10 protein-coding genes are annotated in these 12,102 nt (G+C 61.4%); 8 read left to right on the top strand and 2 right to left on the bottom strand.

The window, feature by feature from the left end; translation table 11 throughout:
- The first annotated feature begins 191 nt into the window (after positions 1–191).
- The 3 genes from PSFL_RS26470 (at position 192) to PSFL_RS26460 (ending at position 3,622) form a co-directional block, all read left to right on the top strand.
- A complete protein-coding gene (locus tag PSFL_RS26470) occupies positions 192–569 on the top strand; it encodes a response regulator (protein WP_057444523.1) in 378 nt (125 codons plus the stop codon).
- A 201-nt stretch (positions 570–770) separates the two neighbouring features.
- Positions 771–1,385: a biliverdin-producing heme oxygenase gene (locus PSFL_RS26465; RefSeq protein ID WP_057437896.1), complete on the top strand. Its 615-nt coding sequence runs from the start codon at positions 771–773 to the stop codon at positions 1,383–1,385.
- Entirely contained in the window at positions 1,382–3,622 is a 2,241-nt protein-coding gene (locus PSFL_RS26460) for an ATP-binding protein (protein ID WP_397470656.1), read from the top strand. Before PSFL_RS26465 ends, PSFL_RS26460 begins: the two co-directional genes overlap by 4 nt.
- A 172-nt stretch (positions 3,623–3,794) precedes the next feature.
- Here PSFL_RS26460 and PSFL_RS26455 read toward each other — a convergent pair whose 3' ends face one another.
- Positions 3,795–4,253, bottom strand: coding sequence for an REP-associated tyrosine transposase (locus PSFL_RS26455; protein ID WP_397470655.1), 459 nt, complete (start codon positions 4,251–4,253; stop codon positions 3,795–3,797).
- 174 nt (positions 4,254–4,427) lie between these two features.
- On the opposite strand from PSFL_RS26455, the gene PSFL_RS26450 reads away from it, so the two are divergent.
- Together PSFL_RS26450 and PSFL_RS26445 are read left to right on the top strand one after the other, a co-directional pair.
- A complete protein-coding gene (locus tag PSFL_RS26450; protein WP_397470654.1) occupies positions 4,428–6,347 on the top strand; it encodes an alkaline phosphatase D family protein in 1,920 nt (639 codons plus the stop codon).
- A 138-nt stretch (positions 6,348–6,485) separates the two neighbouring features.
- Positions 6,486–7,499 carry a diguanylate cyclase domain-containing protein gene (locus PSFL_RS26445; protein WP_397470653.1) on the top strand — a complete coding sequence of 338 codons (1,014 nt, stop codon included), beginning with the start codon at positions 6,486–6,488 and terminating at the stop codon, positions 7,497–7,499.
- A gap of 3 nt (positions 7,500–7,502) precedes the next feature.
- Here PSFL_RS26445 and PSFL_RS26440 read toward each other — a convergent pair whose 3' ends face one another.
- The gene (locus PSFL_RS26440; protein ID WP_057437889.1) at positions 7,503–8,531 is read right to left on the bottom strand and encodes an amino acid ABC transporter substrate-binding protein; all 1,029 of its coding nucleotides are present in this window, start codon (positions 8,529–8,531) and stop codon (positions 7,503–7,505) included.
- A 148-nt stretch (positions 8,532–8,679) separates the two neighbouring features.
- On the opposite strand from PSFL_RS26440, the gene PSFL_RS26435 reads away from it, so the two are divergent.
- The 3 genes from PSFL_RS26435 (at position 8,680) to PSFL_RS26425 (ending at position 12,092) form a co-directional block, all read left to right on the top strand.
- Positions 8,680–9,597, top strand: coding sequence for a LysR substrate-binding domain-containing protein (locus PSFL_RS26435; RefSeq protein WP_057960585.1), 918 nt, complete (start codon positions 8,680–8,682; stop codon positions 9,595–9,597).
- 975 nt (positions 9,598–10,572) lie between these two features.
- Positions 10,573–11,841, top strand: coding sequence for an aspartate aminotransferase family protein (locus tag PSFL_RS26430; RefSeq protein ID WP_397470652.1), 1,269 nt, complete (start codon positions 10,573–10,575; stop codon positions 11,839–11,841).
- Positions 11,829–12,092 carry a hypothetical protein gene (locus tag PSFL_RS26425; protein ID WP_397470651.1) on the top strand — a complete coding sequence of 88 codons (264 nt, stop codon included), beginning with the start codon at positions 11,829–11,831 and terminating at the stop codon, positions 12,090–12,092. Before PSFL_RS26430 ends, PSFL_RS26425 begins: the two co-directional genes overlap by 13 nt.
- Positions 12,093–12,102: the final 10 nt, after the last annotated feature.

Raw genomic sequence — 12,102 nt, 5'->3', positions numbered from 1 at the left:
TCGCATCCCTTGCTGTGAAGTTACGTGGCCCACATCCTGGCTTATCCCACCCGAAGCTCGCAAGCAGCGGCCGTTTTATCCACGCTGGCGACACGCTCAAATGACCACCCATCGAATAAAAAACATTCAGTAGAACCTATCCCATGGCCTGCCACTCCACCTTACTCAACCCAGATGGTGGAGTAAGGATCATGGCTCAGCCATCGATATTGGTACTGGAAGACGACGAGATCATTCGCTCGTTGATGGTGGATGTGCTGGAGGAGTTCGGCGCGGTGGTGACCTCGTTCCCATCGGCCGATGAAGGGATGATTTTTCTGGAGCGGACCAGTGATCCGGTAGACCTGATTGTCAGCGATATCCAGATGCCCGGCCTGCTCAACGGGTATGACCTGAGCAAGGTCGTGGCCCATCGCTGGCCGTCCTTGCCGGTGGTGCTGACCTCGGGCAATACGGTGATGGCGGCGCAACTGGGCAATACGGTGAAATTCCTGCCCAAGCCATGGAGCACCGAGCGCCTGCTTGACTGTGTGCAGTCGGCATTGGTGCAGGGTACCTCCCTGCACTGATAGCGTCACAACACGGCGGCAATCGAACTTCGCGATAAGGTGTGGGGTCTGTTTTTGAATATTGGGTTATTTTTCTGACAGCAACGTCAGATTTTTTACCTGACTTTTCAGATACAGACGACGGGACAAACAGAATCGTTGCCCGCCCTTCACCCACGCGTCAGCCATGGTTGCCCTGGCCGACCAGTCCGAGCTTACTGCATGCATCCACAGGCCCATGACGTCGCGGCGCCCTCCCTGCTTGAAGCCTTGCGCGCAGGCACAGCCCTGCTCCATGTGGCCCTGGAAAAACGCTTGCCATTCTTTTCCCCGCAGCTGGATGCCGACGGATATCGGCGTTTGTTTGAGGCTTACTACGGTTTCTACCACCCGCTGGAATCACGACTGTACGACTGCGCCTTGATTCCTGTGGGATTCAACCAGGCGCTGCGGGTGAAAACCCCTACCCTCCACAGTGACCTGATTGCCCTGGGCCTCACCAGCCAGGCGATTGCCGCCCTGCCCCTCTGCCCTCGCCTGCCACGCCTCGACACCCCGGCCGCCTGCCTGGGCGTGTTGTATGTGCTCGAAGGCGCGACCCTCGGCGGCCAGGTACTGCGCCGGGAGATGGCCCGGCGCCTGGCGCTGGACGCCAGCAACGGCGGCGCCTTTCTCGATATATACGGCACCGAGACTGGTCGGCGCTGGAAAGACTTTCTCGACTACTTGGGCCACGTCCCGCTGGACGACCTCGGCCGGCAGCAGGCGGAGGACGCGGCCTGCTCGACATTCAGCTGTTTTGAGCAATGGCTCGACAGCCAGGAGGTACTGCTATGAAACCCGAAGATTTTGAAGAACTGCTGGCCAACTGTGCCGACGAGCCGATCCGCTTCCCTGGCGCGATCCAGCCTCATGGCGCACTGCTGACCCTGCGCGAACCGGACCTGCAAATCGTGCAAGTCAGCGCCAACGTGGCCAGCCTGTTCAATCACCCGCCTGAGACCTTGCTTGGCCAGCCACTGGATACCCTGTTGGGCGCGGACAACGCGCGCACGGTGCAGCAGATCGCCAGTCAACTTAACTTTATCGACGCCCCGGCGCTGCATGTCACCCTCAACGGGAGCGAGTTCGAAGGCCTGCTGCACCGCCATCAAGGCGTGCTGGTGCTGGAGTTCGAGCCACGCTACGAGCACTTCCAGCCCAAGTCGGTGAACGGCCGCGCCAGCAACCTGGGCAAGATGTTGCAACGTTTGCAGTCGGCGAAAACCCTGCAAGCCTTGTACGAAATCAGCGTGAGCGAAATCCAGGCCATGACCGGCTATGACCGTGTGCTGATTTATCGCTTCGAAGAGGAAGGCCACGGCCAGGTCATCGCCGAAGCATCCGCGCCGTCCATGGAACTGTTCAACGGCCTGTTCTTCCCGGCGTCCGACATCCCGGAACAGGCCCGCGAGTTGTACCGCACCAACTGGCTGCGAATCATCCCCAATGCCGACTACGAGCCGGTGCCGCTGCTACCCAAGCTGCACCCGGATACCGGGCAACCGCTGGATTTGAGCTTCGCGACCCTGCGCAGCGTGTCGCCGATCCACTGCCAGTACATGAAGAACATGGGCGTGCTGTCGTCCATGAGCATCTCGCTGATGAAAGGCGACAAATTGTGGGGGTTGATCAGTTGCGGCAACCGCGAGCCGCTGCACGTGCCCAACGACCTGCGCACCACCTGCCAGACCATCGGCCAGGTGCTGTCGTTGCAGATCAGCGCCATGGAGGCCCTGGATATCAGCCGCCAGCGTGAAGAAAAAGTCGAGGCCCTGAACACACTCAACCAGGCAATGAGCGCGTCAGCGGACACGGTGTTCGACGGCCTGGCCCAATGCCCGCAAGTGTTGATGGACCTGGTCCTGGCCGGTGGCGTGGCGATCATTGAGGGCCAGCAACTGCATCGCTATGGCAACTGCCCGGAACCGGCGCAGATCCGCGCCTTACACAAATGGCTGCAGGACACCGGGCAACCGGTGTTTGCCAGCCACCACCTGTCAGCGGTCTACCCGCCCGCAGCCGACTATCAGCCAGTGGCCAGTGGCGTCCTGGCCATGAGCCTGCCCAAGCCGGTGGACAACGGCGTGCTGTGGTTCCGCCCGGAAGTCAAAGAGAACATCCAGTGGAGCGGCGACCCGCAGAAACCGCTGGCCCTGGAAAAATCCGACGCGGGCCTGCGCCTTCGCCCACGCACCTCGTTTGAAATCTGGAAGGTGGAAATGGCTGGCATCTCCACCAAGTGGAGCTCTGGCGACCGTTTCGCCGCCAACGACCTGCGCCGTTCGGCCCTGGAAAACGACCTGGCCCGCCAGGTCCTGCGCGAGCAACAAGCGGTGCGCGCCCGGGATGAACTGGTGGCGGTGGTGTCCCATGACCTGCGCAACCCGATGACCGTGATTTCAATGCTGTGCGGCATGATGCAAAAGGCGTTCAGCTCTGATGGCACCCACACCTCGCGGCGAATTTCCTCGGCCATCGACACCATGCAGCAGGCCGCCGCGCGCATGAATGTGTTGCTGGAGGATTTGCTCGACACCTCAAAGATCGAGGCGGGCCGCTACACCGTCAAGCCGGTGCCCCTGGACGTCAGCCAGATCCTCGAAGAGGCCTATGCGCTGCTGGCGCCCCTGGCCCAGGAAAAGGGGGTTGACCTGTCGTTCAACGCCGAACCCGGCCTGCAGATCAACGCCGACCCGGAGCGTTTGTTCCAGGTACTGTCGAACCTGATCGGCAACGCCATCAAGTTCACCCCGCGCCAGGGCAAGATCGGGATTTCGGCGATGAGCAATGGCGAGGAGATTGTGTTTGCGGTGCGCGACTCCGGCGAAGGCATTGCCCCTGACCAACTGCCCCACGTGTTTGATCGCTACTGGACCCTGACCGAAAACAACCCCACGGGCAGCGGCCTTGGGCTGTACATCACCCAGGGCATCGTCAAGGCCCACGGCGGGCGGATCGAAGCCGAAAGCGAGCTGGGGCGTGGCAGTGAATTCCGCTTTACCGTCCCCAAGGTCACGCAGCCCCCATGCTGACCGCGCGGCCCACTGTGCCTACCTCTGTGGCGAGCGGGCTTGCCCGCGCTGGGCTGCGCAGCGGCCCCCTTCAGACCTCTACGGTGTGTCAGGCATACCATAGCGCCCGGTTTTGGGGCTGCTGCGCAGCCCAGCGGGGGCAAGCCCGCTCGCCACAACCACATCACAAAACTCAGAGCCAGACCGCATCCCATAATGGGTAGTCACCGATATGCTTCACCAGCCCTGCCCTCAGCGGATTGGCAATAATATAGCGAGCGATTTTCCGGTGGTCCTCTTCAGCCCTCACCGCACGGTCATGATAACCACGCTGCCAAAACGGCCCCGTGGTACCGCGAGCACGGTTTATCGTCAGCGTGCTCCGGGACTTGGTCCGCCCCATGACTTGCGCCAACCCCATCTCTTGCAGCTCAAACAGCCAATGAAGGTGATCCGGCATAATGACCCAGGCCAGCGAGTTGACCTGGCCTGAGTCATGGGTACGCTTAAGCTCGGCCACCAACAATCGGCCCAGGCGCAGATCACGGAACAATGGCCGTCGCCCATACACGACGGCGGTTATCAGATAGGATCGGCCTGGCTCCGAGTACCGGCCACGGCGTAACAAATGAGAGTCTGGCTGACGAAGCATTCCTTTGCGCCTTTGAACAATAAGTACATGTCGAGGCTAGCAGCGGATATCAGCCAATGACCGTAAGATTGGTGAACACATGTATCCGCTTGCCACAGTGAGCCTGCTTTGACAAAACACCGACATCCACTGCGTTAACCTACCCAGTCCAATCCCGCACAGAGCCGTGTTTTCATGCTGCAACCCGACACATTGCCCGCCGTCCTCGCCGGCCCCTTATTGCGTCGCCTGGAGCCGGGCCGCCTGGTGTTGTGGCTGGTGGGCAGTCGCGCGCTGGCATTGACCTTGCGGCTGCAGTTCTGTCAGGACGAAGGCGAACAGTCCCTGGATATCGACCTCGACGCCACACGCTGCCAGGTCATTGCCGTGGGCCGCGCGGCGTTTATCCACCTGATTGATGTGTCGCTGGCCACGCCGCTGCCCCAGGACGTGCCCATCCGTTATGACCTGCTGATCGAGGGTGGCGCCGGCATCGCCCAATGGGCCCCGCATCTGTTGTACCCAGGCGCCCAGGCCCCGGACTTCATCCTGCACAGCCGTATCCGCCAGTTGCTGCACGGTTCTTGCCGCAAACCCCACCATTACGCCGACGAGGGCCTGCTCTGCGCTGATCGCCTGTTGGCCGCCGACCGCAGCCTGGCCCAGCGCCCGGCGTTGTTGATGATGAGTGGCGACCAGGTGTACGCCGACGATGTGGCCGGGCCGATGCTGCGCGCCATCCATGGGCTGATTGCGCGCCTGGGCCTGTTCGATGAGCACCTCGATGGCGCCGTGGTGGACGACAGCGCCAAACTCTACGACCACCCTGCCAGCTATTACCATCGCGCCGATCTGTTGCCGGCCCTGGAGAGCAACGAGACCCTGCGCGAACGCTTTTTTGGCGGGGTGAAAAAGCCGATCTTCACCAGCAGCACCGCCGACAACCACCTGGTGACTTTCGCCGAAGTCATGGCCATGTACCTGTTGGTCTGGTCGCCCACCCCCTGGACCCTGATCGCCACACAGCCGCCCACTCGGCTCACTGCCGAAGAACGGGCGCGCTACGCCCGCGAACAGGTGCCTGTGGATAAGTTTCGCGACGGTCTGGGCGGTGTGGCCCGGGTGTTCGCCCATGTGCCGTGCCTGATGATTTTCGATGATCACGACATCACCGATGACTGGAACCTCAGCGCCCAGTGGGAACAGACCGCCTATGGCCACCCGTTCTCCAAACGCATCATCGGCAACGCCTTGCTCGCCTATATGCTCTGCCAGGGCTGGGGCAACAACCCCGATGCCTTCGCCACGCTCGTGGAAAAAACCCTGGCCCTGAGCGCGACGGCCCAGCAGCACGACAACCATTTACCCGCGCCCGCCCAGGACCAATTGCTTGAAGAACTCCTGCAGTTTCAACAGTGGCATTACGTGCTGCCCACCACCCCGGCGCTGGTGGTCATCGACACCCGTACGCGGCGCTGGCGCAGTGAATTCACCCTCAAGCAACCGTCCGGCCTGCTGGACTGGGAAGCCTTGAGTGAGCTGCAACAAGAACTGCTCGACCACCCTTCGGCAATCATCGTGTCGCCTGCGCCGATCTTCGGCGTCAAGCTGATCGAGACGGTGCAGAAAGTCTTCAGTTGGTGCGGTTACCCACTGTTGGTCGATGCCGAAAACTGGATGGCCCACCGTGGCGCCGCGCAGGTGATCCTGAATATCTTCCGCCACTCGCGCACCCCAGGTAACTACGTGATTCTGTCGGGGGATGTGCACTACTCGTTCGTCTACCAGGTGCTGATCCGCCATCGCAACGGCGGGCCGAATATCTGGCAGATCACCAGCAGCGGCATCAAGAACCAATTCCCGCCGCGCCTGCTGGAATGGTTCGACCGCCTTAACCGCTGGCTCTACTCACCACGCTCGCCCCTGAACTGGCTGACCCGGCGCCGGCGCATGCAAGTGGTGCCGTATACCCCGGAACATGCCGAAGCGGGAGAACGCCTGTGGAACAGTGCCGGCATCGGCCAGGTGTTTTTCAATGAGCAAGGGCAGCCGGAGGCGATTTACCAGCACAACGCCAACGGCTCGGCTCCTACCCGGATGGTGGAACCGCTCTAGCTTGGCCACCAACAATAATGGCGTTTAGCCACAATTTTACCCGGACAAACCTCGCTGTACAGTACGCCCAGCCACGGAGTATCGGCGTTAACACCTGACTGGCCACAATGAGCCAGCATCCTCGCAGGGAGCGCGCAGATGGGCGATACATCCGATTTGGATCCGTTGAACAGTGAGTTTTTCGACGTCAACGCAGACCTGGTCCATGCCATCATGGAACTGGTCAGCGATGGAATCTGGGACTGGAACGCCAACACCGGGTTTGTCTATCGCAACCCCGGCTGGTACGAAATGCTGGGCTACGATCACCATTCCCTGGAAAACACCGTCTTCACCTGGGAAAGCGTGATCCACCCCGACGATTACCCCCATGTGATGAAAGTCTTCGATGACTACATCAATAGCCGCACCCCTCACTATCAAGCCGAATACCGCTGTCGAAAAAAAGACGGTACCTGGCTGTGGATCGAAGACCGTGGCTACATCATTGCCCGCAATGCCGATGGCTCGGTGTCGCGCATGGTCGGCGCCCACCGCAGCATTCATGAGCGCAAACGCTCCCTGGAACAGCTTGAGCGGCGCAACCAATCCCTTGAAGCGCTGGTGGCTGAACGCACCCGCGAACTGTCGCGGGTCAACCAGCAACTGCAGTTACAGCTCGAGGAAAACCGCTCCCTGGCCGAGCGCGATACCTTGACCCGCATCGCCAACCGCTATCGCCTGGAAAAAGCCCTGCTCGAAGAGTGCGCGCGCGCTCAGCGGTTTCGTCTGCCGCTGGCGGTGATTGCCATGGATGTCGATGACTTCAAGTTGATCAACGACCAGCATGGACACGCCGTGGGCGATGCCACCCTGCTGCGGGTAGTCGAATGCCTGGAGCATTGCGTGCGCCAGGGCGACCTGCTGGCACGTTGGGGCGGCGACGAGTTTATGCTGATTATGCCCAAGAGCACCGTGGAAACCGCCCGGATACTGGCCGAGCGCATTCGCCGGGCGGTGCTCGAACTGCCTCCCGTGGGCGATTTCAACGTGACCCTGAGCCTGGGGGTGGTACAGCGCCTCGATGGCGAATCACCCGCCGACCTGATGGCCCGGGCGGACCAGGCGCTGTACCGGTCCAAGGCCGCGGGCAAGGACCGGGTTTCGCAATAACCGTTAGCGCACCGGCGGCGCGTACTGGATGCCGCCGTTGTTCCACAGCGCATTGAGGCCGCGCGGGATCTTCAGCACGCTGCCCTGGCCGATATTGCGCTCGAACACCTCGCCATAGTTGCCTACTTGCTTGACGATCTGCACCACCCAGTCCTTGCGCAGCTTCAAATCCTTGCCGTACTCCCCATCGGCCCCCAACAAGCGGGCGATGTCGGGGTTCTTGGTGGTCTTGGCCTGTTCCTCGACGTTCTTCGAGGTGATGCCCATTTCCTCGGCATTGAGCATGGCAAACAGCGTCCACTTGACGATGCTGAACCAGTCGTCATCGCCCTTGCGCACCAGCGGGCCCAGGGGTTCCTTGGAGATCACTTCCGGCAGCACGATAAACTCATCCGGGTGCGCCATCTTGATCCGCTGGGCATACAGGCCCGACTGGTCGGTGGTCAGCACGTCGCAACGGCCGGCTTCCAGGCCCTTGGCACTTTCATCGGCGGTATCGAAGGTGATCGGGGTGTATTTCATGCCATTGGCACGGAAGTAATCCGAGACGTTCAACTCAGTGGTGGTGCCGGCCTGGATACAGATGGTCGCGCCATCCAGCTCCTTGGCGTGGGCCACTCCCAGCTTGGTATTCACCAGAAACCCGATACCGTCGTAATAGGTCACGCCGGTAAACACCAGGCCCATTCCGGAATCCCGTGAGCTGGTCCAAGTGGTATTGCGCGAGATCACGTCGATTTCCCCGGATTGCAACGCGGTGAAGCGCTCCTTGGCGGTCAGTTGGGTGAATTTGACCTTCGAGGCATCGCCAAACACGGCGGCGGCAACGGCATGGCACACATCAACGTCGATGCCGGTCATCTTGCCCTGGGCGTCCGGCACGCCGAAGCCTGGCAAGCCGTCGCTGACCCCACATTGGATAAAGCCCTTTTTCTGGATCGCGTCCAGGGTAGCGCCTGCGTGAGCGGTGCCGGCCAGGCCCAGGACAGTGGCGGCGGTGAGTGCTGCCAGGGTGGATTTCAGATGCTGCATGCAAGGCTCTCCGTGTTGGATTTTATTATTTGGCGCCGCAAACCCGGGCCAGTTTATTTATAGTGTTGCCGGTCAGTATCAACGGCTTTACACCTGGGTCACAAATGACGTTTAGGCAAAGGCTCCTTCCTGTTTGGAATGAACTCCCATGATCTCAAAACGCTTGACCCCTTCGATGACTGCCCTGCAATGCTTCGAAGCCGCTGCCCGGCACCTGAGCTTCACCCGTGCCGCCGAAGAACTGCACCTGACCCAAAGTGCGGTGAGCAAGCAAGTGGCGCAACTGGAGGAAATGCTCTGCCACAAGCTCTTCGAACGCGTGCGCCAGCGTCTGTACCTGTCGCCGGCGGGCTCGCTGTACCTGGCAGAAGTGCACAAGATCCTGACCCAGGTGGATATCTCCAGTCGCTATATCCTCACCTACGGTGGTGAAACCGAGGTGCTGCGCATCGCCACCCAACCGACCTTCGGCGACCGCTGGCTGGTGCCCAAGCTCAAGGACTTTGCCGCCCGTCATCCGAATATCCACCTGGATGTGCGCAACGAGCTCGAACCCTTCGACGTGCTGCAGGCCAAGGCCGATATCGCGTTCTTCTTCGGCCAGGGGTCATGGCCGGGGGCCACCTGCATTGAGCTGTTTCGCGAAGCGGTAGTGCCGGTGTGCGCACCGGGGTTTGTCGCCCAGGGCAGCGACGCTTCATCGCAACACACCTTGCTGCAATGCACCTCCCGGCCCGAGGCCTGGCACGAGTGGTTCCTGGAACAGGGCCTGCATTCACAGAACAGCTACCACGGGCCGCGCTTCGACACGTTCTACATGTGCATACGCGCGGCGCAATCGGGTTACGGCGTGGCACTGGTGCCGCACTACCTGGTGGCTGACGAATTGGCCCAGGGCAGCCTGGTGGTGCCATGGGACTATGCGATGCCCAGCAGTGGCGCGCACTTTATCGCCCATGCCGAGCATGCTGGGGAGATTCCCAAGGTGAAGGCGTTTTTGCAGTGGATGGTGGAGTACACCCACTCTCACTGTGGGGGCGGGCTTGCCTGCGATGGGCATAGGTAGCTACACAACTCTTTCGTGGTTCTTGGGGGATTGTGTACATATCCGTTGCTGTGGTCACGGCCACTTAGGGTTCCGCCCTTACGGCGGGTCACTTTTGGAAAAGAGCCCCAAAAGTAACCAAAAGGGCTCCTGCCCCACCACTCGGCACCTCGCCTAGGCTCGGTGTGCCCGTCATCCGACATTGATTTGGGGGGCCGCCGCGATGGGCCATCCATGGCCCAGCGCGGCTAACCCGGCGTCCTGCCGGGTTACCCCCCAAATCAATATCGGATGACGGCCAGCGTGGTTTAACGGGGCGCCTAAGATCAAAATCACAAGCAAAGCGAGGCGGCCTTAGAGCCGACCTGATCATCGAGGCGTGCGCATATATCTGTGGGAGCTGGCTTGCCTGCGAAGGCGGTGTATCAGTCGATAAATGTATTGGCTGAGACACCGTCATCGCAGGCAAGCCAGCTCGCACAGGGGAATGCAGCTTCGCGCTCTTGCTTTGCTGTTGCTCTGCTTTTGATCTTGATCTGAGGCGCCCCGTTAAACCACGATGGCCGCAGGCAGGTATTGCGCAGTGGGCACCCCGGCATGGATGCCGGGGTAGCCGCGACACGGCCATGGATGGCCGATCGCGGCGGGCCCACGGAGCAATGCCTGGCTGCGGGCATGCCGAGCCTAGGCGAGGCACCGAGTGGTGGGGCAAGAGCGCTTTGCTTACTTTGGCGCTCTTCCAAAGTGAGCCGCCGTAAGGGCGGAACCCTAAGTGGCCGTGACCGCAGCAACGGATATGTACACATCCCCAACAACCAAATCAACCAACCCATCTGCTGACTGATACACCACCATCGCGGGCAAGCCCACTCCCACCGCAAAGCCATTGCCACATCCCGATTTTTGCGAATGACCCGGCGACTTTATTTCGTTTGCCGGGCCACCGCGCTCGCGGCTTAGATAGGCGCAAACCGCCCCTTTGCGAGCCCGTGATCCATGAGCCACGAAACCATCAGCCAGTCGATTTCCATCGTCCATCCCATCTGCCTGAGCCACGGGCGCAACGCCGAAGTCTGGGACACCGAGGGCAAGCGCTATATCGACTTTGTCGGCGGCATTGGCGTGCTCAACCTCGGCCATTGCCACCCGGCTGTGGTCGAGGCGATTCGCGAGCAGGCTACCCGGCTCACCCATTACGCCTTCAACGCCGCGCCGCACACACCCTATATCCAGTTGATGGAACGCCTCAGCGCCTTTATCCCGGTGGCTTACCCGGTCAGCGGCATGCTGACCAACAGCGGCGCCGAAGCCGCCGAGAACGCGCTGAAGATCGTCCGTGGCGCTACCGGCCGCACCGCCGTGATTGCTTTTGACGGCGGCTTCCACGGGCGCACCCTGGCCACCCTCAACCTCAACGGCAAGGTGGCGCCCTACAAGCAAAAAGTCGGCGTGCTACCCGGCCCGGTTTATCACCTGCCCTACCCCAGCGCAGACAATGGCGTGACCACAGACGATGCACTCAAAGCCATGGAGCGCCTGTTCAGCGTCGAAATCGACATCGCCGACGTGGCCTGTTTCATCCTCGAACCGGTGCAGGGAGAAGCCGGCTTCCTGGCCCTCGACATTCCCTTCGCCAGAGCCCTGCGGCGCCTGTGCGATGAACACGGCATCCTGCTGATCGCCGACGAAATCCAATCCGGCTTTGGCCGCACTGGCCAGCGTTTCGCCTTCTCACGCCTGGGCATCGAACCCGACCTGATCCTGCTGGGCAAAAGCATCGCCGGCGGCGTGCCCCTGGGCGCCGTGGTCGGACGCAAGGCCTTGCTGGACAACCTGCCCAAAGGCGGCCTGGGCGGCACCTATTCCGGCAACCCGATCGCCTGCGCGGCCGCCCTGGCCACCCTGGATGTGATGAGCGACGAACACCTGCAAACCTGGGGCGAACAACAGGAAGCCGCGATCACCCGGCGTCATGCCGCCTGGCAGTCTGAAAAACTCTCGCCCTACCTCGGCCGCCTGACCGGCGTCGGCGCCATGCGCGGTATCGAGTTGGTCAACCCCGACGGCAGCCCAGCCAGCGCCCAACTCCAACAACTGCTGAACCTGGCCCGCGACGCAGGATTGCTGCTGATGCCCAGCGGCAAGGCCCGGCATATCATCCGCTTACTGGCCCCGCTGACCATCGAGCCGGCGGTGTTGGAGGAAGGCTTGGATATTCTGGAGAAATGCCTGGCACAGCTCGACGCGCCGGCATGTCGCAGATGACCCAGCGGGCTCTGGAGCGAGGCGCTGCGGGTGTCACCCTCGGTCTGTCTGTGCTGCAGGTACTGGGTTTGGAACCGGACATAGCCCATATCGCCGCCAAAGGTGTCGATTGGCAACGGATACTGATTGCTCCAGGCAGAACATTGGGCGGCGCACGTCCAATGCGACGGCCACCTGCGGATCGCCAATGGCCGACATTGGCCAACGCCCTGGGTATACGGATGAGCCGGGAATTCAGGCTGGCGCTGTAGGAGCCGACAA

Origin of the sequence: Pseudomonas sp. DD1 (assembly GCF_044510355.1) — a bacterium.
Classification (GTDB): Bacteria; Pseudomonadota; Gammaproteobacteria; order Pseudomonadales; family Pseudomonadaceae; genus Aquipseudomonas; species Aquipseudomonas shahriarae.
The sequence above is the reverse complement of the archived record's forward strand: the minus strand, read 5'-3'. Positions and strand labels throughout refer to the sequence as shown.